A 20,638-nucleotide genomic window follows, 5' to 3' on the forward strand; every position below is an offset into this window, starting at 1 on the left:
GCGGCAACGCTCGACGCGTGCCGCTGTCCGTCATCAGTCGCATGAATGAAGCGTCGGAGATCAATCCGTCTCGCGCGCCGGCACCAGAATTTCGCGGTTGCCGTTCGACGACATCGCCGACACCAGCCCCGACTGCTCCATCTGTTCGAGCAGACGCGCGGCGCGGTTGTAGCCGATACGCAGATGTCGCTGCACGAGCGAGATCGACGCGCGGCGGTTCTTGACGACGATTTCGACCGCCTGATCGTACAGAGGGTCGGACTCGCCGCCGCCCGCGCCGGTTCCCGACGCGTCCGCCGAGCCTTCGTCGCCTTCGCCCGACACGCCGCCTTCGAGCAGCCCTTCGATATAGTTCGGCTCGCCCTGCTCCTTGAGCTTATCGACGACGCGATGCACTTCATCATCGGACACGAACGCGCCGTGCACGCGAACGGGCAGACCGGAACCCGGCGGCAGATACAGCATGTCGCCCATGCCCAGCAGCGACTCCGCGCCCTGTTGATCGAGAATCGTGCGCGAGTCGATCTTCGACGACACCTGGAACGCCATCCGCGTCGGCACGTTGGCCTTGATGAGACCGGTGATGACGTCGACGGACGGACGCTGCGTTGCGAGAATCAGATGGATACCCGCCGCGCGCGCTTTCTGTGCGATACGCGCGATCAGTTCTTCAACCTTCTTGCCGACCACCATCATCAGGTCAGCCAGTTCGTCGATCACGACGACGATATGCGGCAGACGCGACAGCGGTTCAGGTTCGTCCGGTGTGAGGCTGAACGGATTAGGAAGCTTCTCTTCGCGCTTGGCCGCTTCGTCGATCTTGTTGTTGAAGCCCGCGAGGTTACGCACGCCGAGCTTGCTCATCAGCTTGTAGCGGCGCTCCATTTCGGCGACGGTCCAGTTCAGCGCGTTGCCAGCCTGACGCATGTCCGTGACCACGGGACACAGCAGATGCGGAATGCCTTCGTAGACGCTCATTTCGAGCATCTTCGGATCGATCAGGATCATTCGCACCTGATCCGCGCTCGCCTTATAGAGCAGCGAGAGAATCATCGCGTTGATACCGACCGACTTGCCCGAACCCGTCGTACCCGCGACCAGCAAGTGCGGCATCTTCGCGAGGTCCGCGCACACCGGCTTGCCGCCGATGTCCTTGCCGAGACCCATCGTCAGCGGCGAGCCGGCGTCGGCATACACCGCCGAGCCGAGAATCTCCGACAACCGCACCGTCTGACGACGCTGATTCGGCAGTTCGAGCGCCATGAAATTCTTGCCCGGAATCGTCTCGACGACGCGAATCGACGTCAGCGAAAGCGAGCGCGCCAGGTCCTTCGCCAGATTCACGATCTGGCTGCCCTTCACGCCGATAGCCGGTTCGATTTCGTAACGCGTAACAACAGGACCAGGATAAGCCGCAACCACGCTCACATCGACGCCGAAATCCTTCAGCTTCTTCTCAATGAGACGCGAGGTGAATTCGAGCGTATCGGCGGAAATGGTTTCCTGCGATGCGGGCGCGGGGTCGAGCAGCGAAATGGCGGGCAGCGTGGAATCACCGGGCAGGCTGTCGAACAGCGGCACCTGGCGTTCTTTCTCGACGCGCTCCGATTTCTCCGGCTTCGTCACAGGCGGCACGATCACGACGGGCTCGTGTTCTTCGCTCTTCACGCGGCTCTGTACGACCTTGCCTTCACGCTTCACGGCCGCCGCTTCGCCGAGCTTGCGGTCGCGGCCCGCTTCACGGCGCAGCTTGGCCAGCGTGACACCATTGATGATCGAATCGCCGACCTTCTCGCACACCGACAGCCACGAGAAACGGAAGTACAGCGACAAGCCGATACCCAGCGCGATCAGCAGCGCCAGCGTGCCGCCCGTGAATCCGAGCGCATGCGAGACGCCCTTCGCAACCGCCTCGCCGATCACGCCGCCCGGCGCGCGCGGCAACTGCACTTTCAGCGACCACATGCGCAGCGCTTCGATGCCATCGCACGCGAGCAGCACCAGTACGAACGCGAACACGTCCGCGAGCCAGCTGTGGTCGCGCGGCGCGTCTTCGTCCGGTTCTTCGTGATGCGTGATGCGCTTGTAATTCGCCGAAATGCGGCGCGCGATCAGCACGATCCACCACCAGGCGGACAGGCCGAAAAGCAGAAGGAAAATGTCGGAGGTCCAGGCGCCGACGCGGCCGGCCCAGTTCGAGATGTGATCGACCTGCGCCGCGTGCGTCCAGCTTGGGTCGCGGCGGCTGTAACTGATCAGCGCCATCACGAGGAAAACGCCGAGCGCCACCTGAAGAATCCAGCGGATTTCGGTGAAAAGGCGCGACATGCGATGAGGCAATGCCTGCGCGTTCGCGGAATAGGGAGCTTTTGCCATTGAGCCTGTTGCGTGTGCGGCCTGCAGCGGTTTCAGGTTCCGGTTCGGTTCCCGTTGCCCTTCAATTCACCGTCGGAACCGATCCAGGCGCCGACGAGTTGACCCGAAGCCTGCCGGCAAGCCGCCTGTCGTTCGTCGGCGACTATTGTAAACGCACTGTTGCGTGCAAGGCTGTAAATGACAGTAACGTTGGCCGAACGGCCAGGAATGTCGTAATTCCCATACGTTTTTTGGCAAAACACGGGCGTTTTTGGCCGGTTTTGGTGCTGAAATGGGGCTTAGCCGGGCTTTACGCGTTTGTCAGCGGCTATCGGTTTCATCGTAAAGCTTCATGAAGCAGCCGCCTGCCCTGCCCTTTATAATACGGCGCTGATACCCAACTAACGTGTCAAGCAGGTTTTCCGGCTCGACGCCAGTACCGCCGGTCATGGCAGCCGATGTTTCGCCGCCGACCGACGCTTTTTACGGATTTCGATCATGCCAGCTTCCCCGACCAAACACGCGAAGGTTCTGATTCTCGGTTCCGGCCCTGCCGGCTACACGGCGGCCGTCTATGCGGCGCGCGCCAATCTGTCGCCCGTGCTCGTCACGGGCCTCGCGCAAGGCGGCCAGTTGATGACCACGACGGACGTCGAAAACTGGCCCGCCGACGGCAACGGCGTGCAAGGTCCGGAGCTGATGGCGCGCTTCCTCGAACACGCCGAGCGCTTCAACACCGAAATCATCTTCGACCACATCCACACGGCCAAGCTCGACGAAAAGCCGATCCGCCTGATCGGCGATTCCGGCGAGTACACGTGCGATTCGCTGATCATCGCGACGGGCGCGTCGGCGCAATATCTCGGCCTGCCGTCGGAAGAACTGTTCATGGGCCGCGGCGTGTCGGCATGCGCGACCTGCGACGGCTTCTTCTACAAGCAGCAGCACGTCGCCGTGGTCGGCGGCGGCAATACCGCTGTTGAAGAAGCGCTGTATCTGGCGGGCATCGCGAAGAAGGTCACGGTGGTCCACCGCCGCGACAAGTTCCGCGCCGAGCCGATCCTGATCGACCGTCTGCTGGAAAAGGAAAAGGAAGGCGTCGTCGAGATCAAGTGGAACCACACGCTCGACGAAGTGAAGGGCAATGAGGGCGGCGTCAACGGCCTGCGCATCAAGGACGTGAAGACGGGCGCGACCACCGATATCGAACTGCAAGGTCTCTTCGTCGCGATCGGCCACAAGCCGAACACGGATATCTTCGAAGGCCAGTTGGAGATGAAGAACGGCTACATCATCACGAACGGCGGTTTGACGGGCAACGCGACGGGTACGAGCGTGCCGGGCGTGTTCGCGGCTGGCGACGTGCAGGATCACGTGTACCGTCAGGCGATCACGAGCGCGGGCACGGGCTGTATGGCGGCGCTGGATGCGCAGCGTTATCTGGAAAGCATCCATGAGTCGATCGGCGAGCGCGCGATGAGCGCTGAAGCCGAGCGTTGATCGCTCTTGACGCGTCCGGGTTTGCTGGGTTGTTTCAGTAGAACGGCGGACGCGGATCGGTAGAATAGCGGCAGACACCTGCTTGCCGCGGTTGTTGAGATTCTCGATGTTCGAAGGGCTGCGGCGGAATGCCGGCGGCCCTTTTTGTTTTCTGCTCTCATTGCCCAGGTTGCTTGCGGGTGTTTGTCTGTTGTCCGCTTCGACTCATCGTCTGATCGCTATGCCTAAGAATCTGCCCCATCCGAGCGAACCGAAACGGCCGCGTATTGCGGCGGCTACTCCTGCTAATGCTGATTCGTCGGCATCGTCGGGGGCTGGTTCGGACTCGTCCTCGTCTTCGTCGAAAAAACCGTTGGTCGAGTCTGGTGCTGGGTTGGCCGGGCTTGGTGGACTACGCGATGCGCTGAAAGGCGCGTCTCAACGCGCTCAACGTCAGAAAGCTGTGGCGGCGCAAGCGTCCCGTGAGGCAGCTGCGGATGCCGATCTGTTTCGGCGTGAAATTGGCGAAGTCGCGCCGCTCGGCGCGAAACCGCGCGCGGCAGTCCCCCGCACGCCGCCGGCACCTGTTCCCGTTCAGACGAAACTCGATGAAGAAGCCGTGCTGCACGAGGCGATCTCCGATGAGTTCGATCCTGAAGTTCTGCTCGATACCGATGAGTCGCTTTCTTATTGTCGGCCGGGTGTGAGCCAGGAGATCGTTAAGAAACTTCGAAGCGGAGCCTGGATTGTGCAGGCGCAGCTCGATCTGCATGGGATGCGTCGTGAGGAAGCGCGCGAGGCGCTGTCTGAGTTCATTCGTGAGGCGAGTAAGAAAGGCTTACGGTGTCTACGCGTGATTCATGGGAAAGGGCTTGGGTCGATTGGGAAAGAGCCTGTGCTCAAAGGCAAGGTTCGCGCGTGGCTCGTGCAGAAGGAAGAAGTGATCGCGTTTTCTCAAGCTCGTGCGCATGATGGTGGTGCAGGTGCTGTGCTTGTGTTGTTGCAGCCTGGGTCGGTCGGTCCCGGGTCTTCCTCTTCGTCGTCCGGCAAAGTCTGAGAAGGCTTTTCAACGATGCATCCTCGTCTCACTTTCGCGCTTGCCATCATGGAAGCGCTGGCTATTCTCGCCTACGCAATCTCAGGGTTCATCGAAGCTCGTACGAGACGGCTCGATGCTGTTGGGACTTTTCTTGTGGCGATGGCGACGGCTTTTGGCGGTGGGACGGTTAGAGATATTTTGCTGGATCGGAGACCGTTCTATTGGGTCGAGCATCAGTGGTACGCGATTCTGATCTTTGTTCTCTCGTTCTTTGCGCCGTTTGTGCTTAAGGCTTATACGCGGGTTTTTAACGAGCGGGCTTTGCTTGTGGCGGATGCGGTTGGGCTTGGGCTGTTTAGCATTTCTGGTACTTCGCTTGCGCTCGATGCGCAGATGCCGTGGTTCGTGGCTTCGATGATGGGCGTCGCCACCGGCGTGTTCGGCGGGATTATTCGGGATGTGATTTGTAATGAAGTGCCGCTCATCCTTCGTGATTCGCGGCCGTATGCGACTTGTGCGTTGGTGGGGTGTTGGCTTTATCTGCTGCTTGATTACATCAACTTTGATACGGTCTATAGCGTGTTGATCGCGACCGGGTTTATTCTTGTGGCGCGGTTAATCACCTTTAAATTGGATGTCAGACTGCCTCACTGAGCAACACCTTCACCGTGCGTGAACAGTGCATGATCCAAAACAACTCAAGCTGCACGAGCCGAGGAACTAGTGGGTTCTCAAACCACCCCTAGTCGGCTTGAGAAATAAAAAAGGTCCCGGGAATTATCCACGGGACCTTTTCCTTGCGGCTAATTTGCTAGCGTCTGCCTTTAAGCAATCCGCTCTTCCGTCTTAGGATCAAACAGAACCGCCTTAGACACATCAAACATCAGCGCCATGTTCTGCTCAGGCAGCGGATTAGAACTCGGGTGAACGCGGCTAACGATACGCTTCCCATTAACCTGCGCAAACACCAAAGTATCCGGCCCAGTAGGCTCGATCACATCGACCTTAACGTCGATAGCTTGCAGCTTGGCGTCGTCGGCATTATGAGCATTACGCGCATCGGTGATGCGTTCAGGACGCAGACCGAGGATCACTTCCTGCCCGATATGCGACTTCACCGCGCCATCGAAGGGCAGATTCAGCACCGACCGCTTCACACCCGTATCGAGTTCCAAGCCAACACCGGAACCTTGCTCAACAACCTTACCCTGAATGAAGTTCATCGGCGGCGCACCGATAAACCCAGCAACAAAGAGGTTAGAGGGCGAGTCATAAATCTCTTGCGGCGCGCCGAACTGCTGAACGACGCCATCCTTCATGACGGCAATACGATCGCCGAGCGTCATAGCCTCGATCTGATCATGCGTCACATAAACGATAGTCGTACCCAGGCGCTGATGCAGCAGCTTGATTTCCGAGCGCATCTCAATCCGCAGCTTCGCATCGAGATTCGACAACGGTTCATCGAACAGGAACATCGCCGGGTCCCGTGCCAATGCACGGCCCATCGCAACGCGCTGACGTTGGCCACCAGACAACTGCCCCGGCTTCCGATCCAGCAAATGCTCAATCTGCAGCAGCTTCGAAACGCGAGCCACAATCTGATCCTGCTCGCTCTTCGCCACCTTGCGGATATTCAACCCGAAGGAAATATTCTCGCGCACCGTCATCGACGGATACAGCGCGTACGACTGAAACACCATCGCGATATCGCGATCTTTCGGCGACAGGTTGTTCACCGTCTTGCCGCCGATCTGAATATCGCCCTTCGTCACGGTCTCGAGACCGGCGATCATGTTGAGCAGCGTCGACTTACCGCAGCCCGAGCCGCCGACGAGAATCAGGAACTGACCGTCTTCGATGTCGATATTGACACCCTTCAGGACAGGCACCCCGTTCGGGTAGGTCTTGTACACGTCACGGATGGAAAGGCTTGCCATGCTGTGAATCCTCTAGTCTCTGTACTGCGGATACGTCGCTAGCTGGCGACGCGAGCCGAATACCGTTGAGCACCGCCGCTCACGTCAACGCGCAAGCAGCGGTCTACACAAAAATTAACCCTTCACCGCGCCCGCCGTCAGGCCGCGCACGAAATAGCGGCCGGCGATCACGTAGACGAGCAGCGTCGGCAGTGCCGCGATGATCGCGCCCGCCATGTCGACGTTGTATTCCTTCACGCCCGTCGACGTATTCACGAGGTTGTTCAGTGCCACGGTGATCGGCATCGAATCGACGCCGGAGAACACGATACCGAACAGGAAGTCATTCCAGATCTGCGTGAATTGCCAGATCAGGCACACCATGAAAATCGGCAGCGAGATCGGCATCATGATCTTCGTGAAAATCATGAAGAACCCGGCGCCGTCGATACGCGCCGCCTTCACGAGTTCAGCCGGCACGCTCACGTAGAAGTTGCGGAAGAACATCGTCGTGAACGCGATACCGTAGACCACGTGCACCAGCACCAGCCCGCCAATCGTGTTCGACAGACCGAAGTAGCCTTGCACACGTGCCATCGGCAGCAGGATGGCCTGGAACGGAATGAAGCAGCCGACCAGCAGCATCGTGAAGAACGCATCCGCGCCACGGAAACGCCAGTGCGTCAGCACATAACCGTTGAACGCGCCGATGATCGACGACAACAGCACGGCCGGGATCACCATCTTCACCGAATTGAAGAAGAACGGCTGCATGCCGTCGCAGCGCACGCCCGTACAGGCTTCGCTCCACGCCTTGATCCACGGCGCGAAGGTCCAGTGCGTCGGCGGCGTCAGCAGGTTACCCGAGCGCAGCTGGTCGATGTCCTTGAACGACGTCGACAGCATCACGTACAGCGGGAACAGGAAGTACAACGCAAACAGAATCAGCGCCGCGTAGATGACAACGCGGCTGAAGTTCATCTTAGGCTGCATTGCGCGTGCTCCTCGATTCCAGGTACATCAGCGGCACGAGCACGGCCACGACGGTCGCGAGCATCATCATCGACGACGCAGCGCCGACGCCCAGTTGCCCGCGGTTGAACGAAAACGTGTACATGAACATCGCGGGCAGCGACGACGACGTGCCGGGACCACCCGCCGTCAACGCGACCACGAGGTCGAAGGTCTTGATCGTGATGTGGCAGAGAATCAGCAGCACCGAGAAGAACACGGGCCGCATGCTCGGAATCACGATCTTGCGGTAGATAGTGGGCAGCGTCGCGCCGTCCACTTGCGCAGCCTTGAAGATCTCACTGTCCACACCGCGCAAACCAGCAAGGAACAGCGCCATCACGAAGCCCGTCGATTGCCACACGGCCGCGATCACGACGCAGAAGATCGCCTTGTCGGGGTCGCCCAGCCAGCCGAACGAGAAGCTCGTCCAGCCCCAGTCGTTCAGCACTTTCTGGAAGCCGAGATCGGGGTTCAGAATCCATTGCCATGCCGTGCCCGTCACGATGAACGACAGCGCCATCGGATACAGGAACACAGCGCGCAATGCGCCTTCGTTGCGAATCTTTTGATCAAGCAGAATCGCGAGGAACAGACCGAGGCCAACACAGACCGCGATAAACGGAATGCCGAACCAGCCAAGGTTCGCCGCTGACGTCCACCAGACGTCGTTATCGAACAGTTCAGCGTACCGGGCGAAGCCGGCGAAATCGTAACGCGGCATCAGTCGCGAAGTAGACAGCGACAGATAGCCCGTAACGAGAATAAAACCGTAGACAAAGACCAGGCTGATGAGAATGCTGGGAGACAACACCAGCTTCGGCATCCAGCGGTCGGCCAATACCGCCATCGGCGACACGCGTGCTGTTGACGCCGTGCCTTTTGCGTTTCCGCTAATAGAAGCAGTCACAACTTGACTCCTGGAACTGTGCCGTCAGGCATCAGGGGAAGACACCGGAACGGCAGAGGCGCGGTGATGCATTGCACCATGCATCGCACCATCGTCGTCCGGCGCGCATGGGTTATTAAAGCCCATGCGCGCCGGGCGTTCTGCTACAACTGTGCTACGACTGCCTTACTTGGTCTTCGCAGCCTTCGCGAGTGCAGCAACGGCGGTCTTGGAGTCCTGATTCGAGTTCATGAACTTCGTCACGACGTCCGAGATTGCGCCTGCTGCCGCGTCCGGCTGAGCCATGCCGTGAGCCAGCGACGGCACATAGCCGCCCGACTTGATAGCCGTCTGTTCATCAGCGTAGGACTTCTTCGCGCAGTCGTCGAATTTATCCATCGACACACCCAGACGAACCGGGATCGAGCCCTTGTACAGGCTGAACTGCTCCTGGAATTCCGGGCTCATGATGGTCTTCGCGAGCGCGAGCTGACCCGCCGTAGCAGCTTTCTGGCCCTTCTGCTGGAAGAACACGAACGAGTCGACGTTGAACGTGTACGACTTCTCCGTGCCCGGAACCGCTGCACAGATGTAGTCCGAACCGGACTTCTTGTTCGCGTTCGCGAACTCGCCCTTCGCCCAGTCGCCCATGAACTGCATGCCGGCCTTGCCGTTGATGACCATCGCCGTTGCCAGGTTCCAGTCACGGCCCGTGCGGCCGCTGTCGAAGTAACCCTGGATCTTGCGGACCGTGTCGAACACCTGGACCATCTTGTCCGAGGTCAGCGTCTTCTGGTCGAGGTCGACAAGCGCCTTCTTGTAGAAGTCCGCGCCTTCCGACAGCACGACGTCTTCCCACAGCGTCAGGTCTTGCCACGGCTGGCCGCCCATCGCGATCGGCTGGATGCCGGCTGCCTTCATCTTCTCGGCGACAGCGAAGAACTCGGTCCACGTGGTCGGCACCTTGCCGCCCGCCTTGTCGAGCGCTGCCTTGTTGATGTACAGCCAGTTGACGCGGTGCACCGAGAACGGCGCGGCGACGTAGTGACCGTCCGCGTGGATGATCTTGTCGATTTCCGGCGGCAGGTTCTTCTTCCAGTCACCCGCGACGGAGTCGACGTTCACCAGCACCCCTTGCGATGCCCAGTCCTGGATCAGCGGACCCTTGATCTGAGCCGCGCTCGGCGCGTTGCCCGAGATGACCTGGGTCTTCAGTGCCGTCATGGCCGCTGCGCCCGCACCGCCTGCCACCGCGAAGTCCTTCCACGTGTATCCCTGCTTCTGCAGGTCGTCCTTCAGCACGCCGACAGCCTTCGATTCGCCGCCCGAGGTCCACCAGTGCAGCACTTCAACCGATTCGGCCGCCTGTGCCGTGGCGACGCCACACATCAGACCTGCGGCGCACAGGGCGCCCATGATCGCACGGAATTTCATTGCTTATCTCCTCCAGACACCTGAACTTAAAAACGAGTGGCCCCTGATGTCACCAGGGTGTGATGGTTGGTCAAACAGGCAATGCGATGGACGGTCGAGCGTCGGGCAGGCACATGGTGATGTGGTTGTGCCAGCGTGCCGAGGTCGGCCGCGTGACGCTCAAGAGATGAGTGATTTGCGATGCAAGAACTGTCTCCTCTTTTGATTTTTGCCTGCTCCGCCTTCTGACTGCGGCGCGTTGCAGACTCGAGGTGGTCCGCGCACGTCATTCAATGAAAACGCCTGTCTCCGTCATGCTGCGCCGCGCTCAAAGGGCACTCTGGCGCATGCCGGAACGCGTTGTCCGTTAACATGCAGGGAAGCTACGTTCACCCGCGAAAAGGCGCTTGTTCACAAGCCCCGCACGCTTTTTTCATCGAATTCACGTTACCTCTTGATTTGGATTGTAGTTAAACTACAATTCAGTGTCAAAAAATATTTTATTGGACTACGGGCGTCTTACAGGCCCATCAGATATCCCACGGAGACGCATGCAAACCGACTCTAGCTTCACCTTCGTTCTCTTCGGCGGAACTGGCGATCTGTCGATGCGCAAGATTCTTCCGGCTCTGTATGAAGCGCACCGTGCAGGCATGCTCGCGGCGAGCGGCAAGATCGTTGCCGTCGCGCGTCATGAGGAAGACCGTGCGGGTTATCTGCAATGGGTCAATGAGCACGTGAAGGCGCATGTCGCGAAGAGCGGCATCGATGAAGGCGCGTGGGCGAGCTTTGTCGACCGCATCGAGTATGTGAAGCTCGATCTCGGCAAGGCCGAAGACTTCGTAAAGCTGCGCGATGCGCTTCAGGATCACGCCGGTACGCGCGTGTTCTATCTCGCCACAGGCCCGTCGCTGTTCGTCCCGATCTGCCATGCGCTCGCGTCCGTGGGTTTGAACGAGAACGCGCGCATTGTGCTGGAAAAGCCGCTTGGCTACGATCTGCGTTCGTCGAACGCGATCAACGACGCCGTCGGCGAGATCTTCGCCGAAGAGCAGATCTACCGTATCGACCACTATCTCGGCAAAGAGCCCGTGCAGAACCTGCTGGCGCTGCGCTTCGGCAATGCGCTGTTCGAGCCGCTGTGGCGGCGCGAGTGGGTCGAGAGCATCCAGATCACGATTGCGGAAGAACTCGGCGTCGAAGCGCGCGGCGACTTCTACGACAATACGGGCGCGTTGCGCGACATGGTGCAGAACCATTTGCTGCAACTGCTTTCGATCGTCGCGATGGAACCGCCGCATTCGATGGATTCGGATTCCGTCCGCGATGAAAAGCTGCGCGTGCTGCGCGCATTGAAGCCGATCGATCCGCGCGATATCAGCAAGGTCGCCGTGCGCGGCCAGTATCACGCGGGCGTCATTCGCGGCACGTCCGTGCCCGCGTATGCGACGGAATCCGGCGTGAAGACGGACAGCGCGACGGAAACGTTTGTCGCGCTGAAGGTCGAGATCGAAAACTGGCGCTGGGCGGGCGTGCCGTTCTTCCTGCGCACGGGCAAGCGTCTTGCCGACCGCGTCGCGGAGATCGTCGTCAACTTCCGCGCCGTGCCGCATTCGGCGCTCGGCGCGTCGGCGTTGCGCGCGGGTGCGAACCGTCTGGTGATCCGCCTGCAGCCGAACGAAATGATTCGCCTCTATTGCCTCGCGAAGAAGCCGGGCGAAGGGATGAACCTGTCGAGCGTCCACCTCGATCTCGCCTTCGACCAGTTCTTCAAGGAAGGCCAGATGGAGGCGTATCAACGTCTGCTGCTCGACGTGATCAATGGGCGCCTTGCCCTCTTCGTGCGACGCGACGAACAGGAAGCGGCATGGAAATGGGTCGAGCCAATCCTCAACGAATGGGCCGCGTCGGGCAAGCCGAAGCCTTACGCGGCGGGCACGTGGGGACCGGCCGCCGCGAGCGCGATGCTCGCGCAGCACGGCACCTGCTGGCTCGAAGAAGAGAATTGAACCGACGCGAATGGACGTTTGAGCGGCGCGTTTTGTTTTGTCCTGCGATGATCGATGTTTGTCTCGCAGCGCGCCGTATGAAGTATCGGTTGAACACAGCATGAATCGCCGGACCGGGCCTGGATCGCAAAGGACTGGTAGCGGCAGCAGCGGGACACGTCGACGTCGGCTTCTATCGAGAACCGCCGTCGCCCCGCAGCAATTCAGATCAAACAAAGAAAGCAGCATGGAGGAGAAGTGATCGAGCTTCACGCTTTCGACGACCCGCGCGCCCAATCCGACGCGCTGGCGAAGGCGGTCGGCGACGCGTTACATGCGTCGCTCGCCGTCCGTGCGAGCGCGACCCGCGCCCGCCCGACGACGCTTGCCGTCTCCGGCGGCACGAGTCCACGTCCGTTTCTGCAAACCCTGTCCACGCAACCGTTCGACTGGAAGCGCATCGCGGTGACGCTCGTCGACGACCGCTGGGTGTCGGAGACCGACAACGCCAGCAACGCCCGCCTCGCGCGCGAGACGCTGTTGCAGCATGCCGCGCGTGACGCTGCCTTCCTTCCGCTCGTGGATACGACGCAATCGCTCGATGCCTACGTTGCTGCGCTGAACGGCGAAGTCGCGAGCGGCGATCGTCACTTGCCCGATATCGCCGTGCTCGGCATGGGCGAAGACGGCCACACGGCATCGATTTTCGCGGACGCGCCCGAATGGGAGCACGCGATCTCGACGGCCGAGCCGTTCGTCGCCGTGCATCCCGGCGCCGCGCCGCATGCGCGCGTGAGCTGGTCGATGTCCGCCTTGAAGAAGATCGACCGGCTGTTCCTGCTGATTGCCGGTCAGAATAAGCTCGACGTGCTCAATGCCGCCGCAGCCGCCCAACAAAAAAATGCCATCTCGACGTTGGCGAACGACAAGGGAGTGAGACTCGATGTCTACTGGTGTGCAAACTAAGACTGTCCCCGCCGCGGGTCAGCACGCCGACGGACCGAGGCTGCTCGCCGACATCGGCGGCACCAACGCGCGCTTTGCGCTCGAGACGGGTCCTGGTGAAATCACGCAGGTGTTGGTCTATCCCTGTGCCGAGTATCCCGGTGTTGCAGAGGTCATCAAGAAGTATCTGAAGGACACCAAGATCGGCCGCGTGAATCATGCGGCGATCGCGATTGCGAACCCGGTCGATGGCGATCAGGTGAGTATGACCAATCACGACTGGACGTTCTCGATCGAAGCGACGCGCCGCGCGCTGGGCTTCGATACGCTGCTGGTCGTCAACGACTTCACGGCGCTGGCGATGGCGCTGCCGGGCCTCACCGATGCGCAGCGCGTGCAGGTGGGCAGCGGCTCGCGTCGTCAGAACAGCGTGATCGGCCTGCTCGGGCCGGGTACGGGCATGGGCGTGTCGGGTTTGATTCCCGCTGATGACCGCTGGATCGCACTCGGCAGCGAAGGCGGCCACGCGACGTTCGCGCCGATGGACGAGCGCGAAGACCTCGTGCTGCAGTACGCGCGCAAGAAGTGGTCGCATGTGTCGTTCGAACGCGTGGCGGCAGGCCCTGGCATCGAAGTGATCTATCGCGCGCTGGCCCAACGCGATAAGAAGCGTGTGCCCGCGACGCTCGAAGTATCCGAGATCGTCAAGAAAGGTCTTGATGGCGACGCGCTCGCGGCTGAAGCGATCGACGTGTTCTGCGGCATTCTCGGCACGTTCGCCGGCAATATTGCGGTGACGCTTGGGGCGTTAGGCGGCATCTATATCGGTGGCGGCGTCGTGCCGCGTCTGGGAGAAGTGTTCGCGCGGTCGTCGTTCCGTCAGCGCTTCGAGGCGAAGGGCCGCTTCGAGGCGTATCTGAAGAACGTGCCGACGTATGTGATCACGGCGGAATATCCGGCGTTTCTCGGCGTGTCGGCGATTCTCGCGGAGCAGTTGTCGAATCGCGCGGGCGGCAGTTCGTCGGCGGTGTTCGAGCGCATTCGCCAGATGCGCGATGCGCTGACGCCTGCTGAGCGGCGCGTCGCGGATCTCGCGTTGAATCATCCTCGTTCGATCATCAACGATCCGATCGTCGATATCGCGCGCAAGGCCGATGTGAGCCAGCCGACGGTGATCCGCTTCTGCCGTTCACTGGGCTGCCAGGGCTTGTCCGATTTCAAGCTGAAGCTGGCGACGGGTTTGACGGGTACGATTCCCGTCTCGCACAGCCAGGTTCATCTCGGCGATACGGCGACGGACTTCGGCGCGAAGGTGCTGGACAACACGGTGTCGGCGATTTTGCAGTTGCGCGAGCATCTGAACTTCGAGCAGGTCGAGTCGGCGATCGATCTGCTGAACAGCGCGCGGCGCATCGAGTTCTATGGTCTCGGCAATTCGAACATCGTCGCTCAGGATGCGCATTACAAGTTCTTCCGGTTTGGTATTCCGACTATTGCCTACGGCGATCTGTATATGCAGGCGGCGTCGGCTGCATTGCTCGGGAAGGGTGATGTGATCGTCGCGGTTTCGAAGTCCGGGCGGGCGCCGGAACTGTTGCGCGTGCTGGAAGTGGCGATGCAGGCGGGTGCGAAGGTGATCGCGATTACATCGAGTAATACGCCGTTGGCGAAGCGCGCGACTGTCGCGCTCGAAACCGATCATATCGAGATTCGCGAGTCACAGCTGTCGATGATTTCGCGGGTTCTGCATCTGTTGATGATCGATATTCTTGCGGTTGGGGTTGCTATTCGACGGGCTGCGCCGGCTTCTGAGGTCAGCGCTGCTGTGACTAAGGCCCGCAAGGGCTCCGATGATGATACGTCGGCTGTGCTCGACTGGCTTAGTCATGGGGCGGCTGCGTCGCCGCGGGATTGAGTTTTTTTTGGGGTTTTTGCCTGCGGCGCTGGGGGTTTGTTGTTGGGGTTTTCGCGGCGCGGGCGGTTGGTCTTTTGTTGCTTTAGCGCGGGTGTTCCGCTGTGCGCTCTTGTGGCGCGAGCGTTGCGCTTTGTGGGTTTGCCTTTGCGATGGTATCCGCGAGATGATGTTTGCTGCGCAAGCGGTTTGGTCTTTTTGCTTCTGCGCTGGCATCCGCGCTTTGCCTTCGTGCTTCATGCGTCGCCCCTGTGCGGGGCGGCACCTACTTTTCTTTGCCGCCGCAAAGAAAAGTAGGCAAAAGAAAGCGGCTAACACCGCCAACTCTTCTTCCTGCCTGAGGGCCCCCAACCGGTCCCTTACTTCACACGGCAATCTGCTTGTTCCGCGCTCGTTGCCAACGCTCCAAGCCAGCACATCACCCGCTTCACACACCCGCGTCGCAGCATGCCATACCAGATATTCCACTGCCGCCCAGGTGGCAAACTGTGTGTAGGCCCTTGTGCTCCACACGCCTCACTTCGGACGGATAGCGCACGCATGCCACGTTGTAAGAGCGCTACCCTATACGACGCGACAACCTACACATAGTTTGCCACCTGGGCGGCACATACCATTCGCTGCCGCTAGCCCGTGCACGGGTATTCGAAGCGGGTGAGGCACTCATTCGGAGCGTTGGCAACATGCGCTGAACGGAGACGCCGCCGTGTGAAGCGTAAGACCCGTTGGGGGCCCTCAGGCAAGAACAAATGTTGGCGGTGTTAGCCGCTTTCTTTTGCCTACTTTTCTTTGCGGCGGCAAAGAAAAGTAGGTGCCGCCCCGCACAGGGGCGACGCTTGAAGCACGAAGGCATAACGCGGATGCCAGCTCAAAGGCGCCCGAACAACCAAAACCGCCTGCGCAGCAAACACCGTAACCCGGACGCCAGCGCCGAGCCAAACCCACAAAAACCAACGCCCGCGCCGCGAAAACGAAAACATTAATGCCGCGGATGCCACCTCAAAACCAACGCTCGCCCAACAAAACACAACGACCCCGCGACAGCAATCGTCACCCCCATCCCTTGCGGCGACCCGTCATGCCAGAGCCCAACGGCGAAGCTAGACAAAGCCCCAAGCGCAAGCTGCATAGCCCCAAACACAGCCGCCGCCGCGCCGGCATTACGCGGATAGCGATGCATGAGATCGGTCGTGCAATTAGCCGACAGCACCCCGACCACGCCGACCACAAAGAACAGTCCAGCAACGATCGACCACAATCCGCCCCACCCTGTCAGACACATCAGCGCAACGAACAGCGACGCAACGAAGCTGATGGTCGCGGCCGCAGAGATAATAGGCAAAGGCCCAGTGCGCCCAACAACACGCGTGTTGATGAAATTCCCCAGCATGATGCCGACAATGTTCAGCCCGAACAGAAACCCATAGTGCTGCGCGGACACATGAAAGTACTCGATATAAACGAACGGCGTGGCCGTGATGTACGCGAACATCGACGCGAACGCCATGCCGCCGCACAGCATGTGCCCCCACGTGACAGGGTCCTTCAACAGCGTGCCGTACGCGCCAAATGATTGCAGCACCGCGCCGTGTGCACGCTTCTCACGAGGCCAGGTCTCAGGAACGCGCAAGAACGCGGTAACAGCGCAGACCGCGCCAAAAATCGTCAGCGCGATGAACACGACGCGCCAGCCTCCGAGCAACAGCAACTGCCCACCAATCAAAGGCGCAAGCAACGGCCCGATCGACGTGACGATAGCGAGCATAGACAAAACGCGAGCCGCGTCGCTTGGTCCGTGCGCATCGCGGGCAATCGCGCGCGCCAGCACCGATGCCGCGCCCGCGCCAAGCGCCTGAAGGAAGCGGAACGTAATGAGCGCACCAATCGACAGCGACAGCGTGCAGGCAATCGTCGCAAGCGTGTACATGATGATGCCGCCGAGCAGCACGGGCCGCCGCCCATACGCATCGGACATCGGACCATACAGCAACATGCCGACGGAGAAACCGAGCATGAAACTGGTCAGCGTGCTCTGCGCGGCACCGACGCTGACGCTGAACGCCTGCGTGATCGACGGCAGGCTGGGCAGATACATATCGATCGAAATCGGCCCGCACGCGGCAAGCGCGCCGAGTAGCAGAATCAGCCGGGCATCCGGCCGGGATCTGACGTCCTGAGACATGGAATTCCATTGAGAAGCAGCGGGCGAAGACCGGTCGATGCTGGGCCCAGCGGACCGTGCCGCGCTGCAGATACGGCCCCCGATTGTACCCGACGCCCGCCATCGCCCTGCCCGGTGTCAGCCCTCACCGGGCTTTCCTCGCCTTATCGGTTAAGCTGGCCGTCCGTTCCTTCGATACCGATTTCCGACCCAGATGACTGCCTTTCTGCTGATCTGGAGCCCGAAGAAGTGGCCATGGCCCGAGTTGCCGGACGTCGCCAAACGCGTCGCGGCCGGCGAAGCCGTCACCGATGTCTGGGGCTGCGGCTTCTCGCGCAGCATCCTGCCGGGCGACCGTGTGTTCATTCATCGCGTGACGCTGGAGCCGAAGGGCGTGTTCGCGTCGGGCTACGTGACGCGCGCGCCGTACGAAATGCCCGACGCGACTAAAAAGCGCGGCTACCGGCTGTGCGTCGATTTCGTCTACGACTATCTGGTCGACGCGCATCATGAAGTCGTGATCACGCGCGACGAATTACGCAAGCATCCGCTCTCCGTGCAGACGTGGGACGCCCAAACCTCTGGCATCTCGATCAAGCCGATGGCCGAAGGCGCGCTCGAAAAGCTGTGGATCGAACGCACCGGCAAGCGCGCGCGGCCCGTTGTCGCGCCGGTTGCGGACGCGCCCGCCAAATCGACCAAAGAGCAAGCCTCGCAAGCGTGGAACGCCGCGAATAAGGCCGCTGCCGGCAAGCGCGCGGCACGGGTCGCGATGTATTTCAGTTCGCCCAAACGCCCCAATAGCCCACCCGGCGACGGCGAAGGCAATGGCGGAGGCGACCCCGGCGACACCTGAGCGCAACGCCCGGCGTGTCGCCGCACCGGCACGGCTCGCGGCCGACCGCACACGACTCCGGTACAATTTCGAGAGGTCATTTCAGGCTCGTGCGAACGCTGCGCGCTTCGCGGCAAGCCTTTGCACCGCATCGATACCGCCCTTGTACTGCATTCGCGCCAGTCACAGCCGTCCGACGCGCGAGCCCAACCCAAGCAGGTCCAACGCTCATGTCCAGCAATCAAGAACTCTTCGACCGCGCCCAGAAAACCATTCCGGGCGGCGTCAACTCGCCCGTGCGCGCCTTCCGTTCGGTCGGCGGCACGCCGCGTTTCATCGAGCGCGCACAAGGCGCGTACTTCTGGGACGCCGAGGGCAAGCGCTATATCGACTACATCGGCTCCTGGGGACCGATGATTGTCGGCCACGTGCATCCTGAAGTGCTGGAAGCCGTGCAGCGCGTGCTAATTAACGGCTTCTCGTTCGGCGCGCCGACTGAAGCCGAAATCGAGATCGCCGAGGAAATCTGCAAGCTGGTGCCTTCGATGGAACAGGTGCGGATGGTGTCGAGCGGCACGGAAGCGACGATGAGCGCGCTGCGCCTCGCGCGCGGCTTCACGAACCGCAGCCGCATCGTCAAGTTCGAAGGCTGCTATCACGGCCACGCGGACAGCTTGCTCGTCAAAGCTGGCTCGGGCCTGCTGACGTTCGGCAACCCGACCTCGGCGGGCGTGCCCGTCGATATCGCGAAGCACACCACCGTGCTCGAATACAACAACGTCGCGGCGCTCGAAGAAGCGTTCAAGGCATTCGGCAACGAAATCGCTTCCGTGATCGTCGAGCCGGTGGCGGGCAACATGAATCTCGTGCGCGCGACGCCGGAGTTCCTCGGCGCGCTGCGGCGCCTCTGCACCGAATACGGCGCAGTGCTGATCTTCGACGAAGTGATGTGCGGTTTCCGCGTCGCGCTGGGCGGCGCGCAAGAACTGTATGGCATCACGCCGGACCTCACTTGCCTCGGCAAGGTGATCGGCGGCGGCATGCCGGCGGCGGCCTTCGGCGGACGGCGCGACATCATGGCCCATCTCGCGCCGCTGGGCGGCGTGTATCAGGCGGGCACGCTGTCGGGCAACCCCATCGCGGTCGCGGCCGGCCTCAAGACGCTGCAACTGATCCAGGCGCCGGGCTTCTACGACGCGCTGTCGCGTCAGACCACCCGCCTCGTCCAAGGTCTCACGGAAGCCGCGCGCGAAGCGAAGGTGCCGTTCGCGGCGGATTCCGTGGGCGGCATGTTCGGCCTGTATTTCTCGGAATCGGTGCCGGGCAGCTTCGCGGAAATCTCGCGCTGTGATGTGCCGCGCTTCAACACGTTCTTCCACAAAATGTTGGATGCGGGCGTGTACTTCGCGCCGTCGGCGTACGAAGCCGGTTTCGTGTCGAGCGCGCACGACGACGTAATCGTCGACGCCACCATCGAAGCCGCGCGCGGCGCATTCAAGTCGCTCGCCTGATCCACCACGACGAAACACTGAACGGATAACCCGAAGCCGATGTTTTCGCAGAACGATTTCGTCCACATGGAACGCGCGCTGGCCCTCGCCTGGCGCGGCCTGTACACGACCGACCCGAATCCGCGCGTCGGTTGCGTGCTAGTGAAGCATGGCGAGGTGATCGGCGAAGGCTACACGCAGCCCGCCGGTCACGACCACGCGGAAATCCAGGCGCTCAAGGACGCACGCAGTCGCGGCAACGATACGCGCGGCGCGACCGCCTATGTGACGCTCGAGCCGTGCAGCCACTTCGGCCGCACGCCGCCATGCGCGAACGCACTGATCGAAGCGAAGGTCGCGCGCGTGGTCGCCGCGATGGAAGATCCGAACCCGCGCGTGTCGGGACGCGGCCTGACGATGCTGCGCGACGCGGGTATTGAAGTGCGCTGCGGTCTGCTCGAAACGGAAGCACGTGAACTGAACATCGGTTTCGTTTCGCGAATGATGCGCGGCCGGCCATGGGTGCGAATGAAGGTGGCTGCATCGCTGGATGGCCGCACGGGCTTGCCGTCGGGCGAAAGCCAGTGGATCACGGGCGAAGCGGCGCGCAACGACGGGCACGCGTGGCGCGCCCGCGCGTCGGCGATCCTGACGGGCATCGGCACCGTGAAGGAAGACAATCCGCGCATGACCGTGCGCGCCGTCGATACGCCCCGCCAGCCGCATCGCGTGCTGATCGACAGCCAGCTGGAAGTTCCGCCCGAAGCGCAGATTCTGGCCGGCGCGCCGACGCTGATTTTCTGCAGCACGCTCACGCCGCTGCTCGAAGAACGCGCCGCCGTGCTGCACGACCGCGGCGCCGAGATCGTGCCGCTCGCGAACGAGAACGGCAAGGTCGATCTGCCGCGTATGCTCGAAGAACTCGCGAAGCGCGAGGTCAACGAACTCCACGTAGAGGCGGGCTACAAGCTGAACGGGTCGCTGCTGCGCGAAGGCTGCGTCGACGAGCTGCTGGTTTATCTCGCGCCGAGCCTGCTCGGCAACGACTCGATGAGCATGTTCAATCTCGCCGCGCCCGGCTCGCTGGATGCGCGCACGCAACTCGAATTTCATGCCGTGGACCGGATTGGCAGTGACGTGCGGATTCTCGCGCGCCTGCTGCCGAACCCGCCCGCGCACTGACCGCTAGATAGAGGACACGA

16 protein-coding genes are annotated in these 20,638 nt (G+C 61.3%); 10 read left to right on the forward strand and 6 right to left on the reverse strand.

All coding sequences use genetic code 11. The features are described from left to right. Window positions 1-60: 60 nt before the first annotated feature. Window positions 61-2,376, reverse strand: a complete 2,316-nt coding sequence (locus tag SB822_RS29920; protein ID WP_090836108.1) for a DNA translocase FtsK — start codon at window positions 2,374-2,376, stop codon at window positions 61-63. Between SB822_RS29920 and SB822_RS29925 the strand changes: the two genes are divergently transcribed. The 4 genes from SB822_RS29925 to SB822_RS29940 all read left to right on the forward strand — a co-directional run bounded on the left by SB822_RS29925 (window position 2,376) and on the right by SB822_RS29940 (window position 5,527). Beyond that, a complete protein-coding gene (locus tag SB822_RS29925) occupies window positions 2,376-2,711 on the forward strand; it encodes a hypothetical protein (RefSeq protein ID WP_131542596.1) in 336 nt (111 codons plus the stop codon). The genes SB822_RS29920 and SB822_RS29925 overlap by 1 nt on opposite strands. Before the next feature lie 142 nt (window positions 2,712-2,853). Continuing rightward, window positions 2,854-3,855 (forward strand): thioredoxin-disulfide reductase, encoded by a 1,002-nt coding sequence (gene trxB / locus SB822_RS29930; protein WP_007743715.1) that lies wholly within the window; start codon window positions 2,854-2,856, stop codon window positions 3,853-3,855. A gap of 220 nt (window positions 3,856-4,075) precedes the next feature. Beyond that, window positions 4,076-4,891 (forward strand): Smr/MutS family protein, encoded by an 816-nt coding sequence (locus SB822_RS29935; protein WP_081498811.1) that lies wholly within the window; start codon window positions 4,076-4,078, stop codon window positions 4,889-4,891. Between the two features lie 15 nt (window positions 4,892-4,906). Continuing rightward, entirely contained in the window at window positions 4,907-5,527 is a 621-nt protein-coding gene (locus tag SB822_RS29940) for a trimeric intracellular cation channel family protein (RefSeq protein ID WP_007580592.1), read from the forward strand. Window positions 5,528-5,697: 170 nt separating this feature from the next. Here SB822_RS29940 and SB822_RS29945 read toward each other — a convergent pair whose 3' ends face one another. The 4 genes from SB822_RS29945 to SB822_RS29960 form a co-directional block, all read right to left on the reverse strand. Continuing rightward, window positions 5,698-6,813, reverse strand: coding sequence for an ABC transporter ATP-binding protein (locus SB822_RS29945; RefSeq protein ID WP_007580591.1), 1,116 nt, complete (start codon window positions 6,811-6,813; stop codon window positions 5,698-5,700). Window positions 6,814-6,927: 114 nt separating this feature from the next. After that, window positions 6,928-7,785: a carbohydrate ABC transporter permease gene (locus SB822_RS29950; protein ID WP_007580590.1), complete on the reverse strand. Its 858-nt coding sequence runs from the start codon at window positions 7,783-7,785 to the stop codon at window positions 6,928-6,930. Then, on the reverse strand, window positions 7,775-8,713 hold the full coding sequence (locus tag SB822_RS29955; protein WP_007580589.1) for a carbohydrate ABC transporter permease: 939 nt from the start codon (window positions 8,711-8,713) through the stop codon (window positions 7,775-7,777). The genes SB822_RS29950 and SB822_RS29955 overlap by 11 nt, the downstream gene beginning before the upstream one ends. 165 nt (window positions 8,714-8,878) lie before the next feature. Beyond that, window positions 8,879-10,126, reverse strand: a complete 1,248-nt coding sequence (locus tag SB822_RS29960) for an ABC transporter substrate-binding protein (protein ID WP_007580588.1) — start codon at window positions 10,124-10,126, stop codon at window positions 8,879-8,881. 530 nt (window positions 10,127-10,656) lie between these two features. Here SB822_RS29960 and zwf point away from each other — a divergent pair. The 3 genes from zwf to SB822_RS29975 all read left to right on the forward strand — a co-directional run bounded on the left by zwf (window position 10,657) and on the right by SB822_RS29975 (window position 14,953). Continuing rightward, window positions 10,657-12,114, forward strand: coding sequence for a glucose-6-phosphate dehydrogenase (gene zwf, locus SB822_RS29965; protein WP_090836107.1), 1,458 nt, complete (start codon window positions 10,657-10,659; stop codon window positions 12,112-12,114). A 237-nt stretch (window positions 12,115-12,351) separates the two neighbouring features. Then, complete coding sequence (gene pgl, locus SB822_RS29970; RefSeq protein ID WP_090836106.1) at window positions 12,352-13,059, forward strand: 6-phosphogluconolactonase; 708 nt, start codon at window positions 12,352-12,354, stop codon at window positions 13,057-13,059. Next, window positions 13,037-14,953 (forward strand): bifunctional transcriptional regulator/glucokinase, encoded by a 1,917-nt coding sequence (locus tag SB822_RS29975; RefSeq protein ID WP_090836105.1) that lies wholly within the window; start codon window positions 13,037-13,039, stop codon window positions 14,951-14,953. Before pgl ends, SB822_RS29975 begins: the two co-directional genes overlap by 23 nt. Window positions 14,954-15,929: 976 nt before the next feature. Here the strand turns inward: SB822_RS29975 and SB822_RS29980 are convergent. Next, entirely contained in the window at window positions 15,930-17,132 is a 1,203-nt protein-coding gene (locus SB822_RS29980; protein ID WP_007589484.1) for a Bcr/CflA family multidrug efflux MFS transporter, read from the reverse strand. 193 nt (window positions 17,133-17,325) lie between these two features. On the opposite strand from SB822_RS29980, the gene SB822_RS29985 reads away from it, so the two are divergent. The 3 genes from SB822_RS29985 to ribD all read left to right on the forward strand — a co-directional run bounded on the left by SB822_RS29985 (window position 17,326) and on the right by ribD (window position 20,618). After that, on the forward strand, window positions 17,326-17,967 hold the full coding sequence (locus SB822_RS29985) for a hypothetical protein (protein WP_090836104.1): 642 nt from the start codon (window positions 17,326-17,328) through the stop codon (window positions 17,965-17,967). Between the two features lie 209 nt (window positions 17,968-18,176). Beyond that, window positions 18,177-19,457, forward strand: a complete 1,281-nt coding sequence (gene hemL / locus SB822_RS29990; protein WP_090836103.1) for a glutamate-1-semialdehyde 2,1-aminomutase — start codon at window positions 18,177-18,179, stop codon at window positions 19,455-19,457. A gap of 39 nt (window positions 19,458-19,496) precedes the next feature. Then, a complete protein-coding gene (gene ribD, locus SB822_RS29995) occupies window positions 19,497-20,618 on the forward strand; it encodes a bifunctional diaminohydroxyphosphoribosylaminopyrimidine deaminase/5-amino-6-(5-phosphoribosylamino)uracil reductase RibD (protein ID WP_090836102.1) in 1,122 nt (373 codons plus the stop codon). Window positions 20,619-20,638 lie beyond the last annotated feature (20 nt).

The organism is Paraburkholderia sp. SIMBA_054 (assembly GCF_046534875.1).
GTDB lineage: Bacteria > Pseudomonadota > Gammaproteobacteria > Burkholderiales > Burkholderiaceae > Paraburkholderia > Paraburkholderia hospita.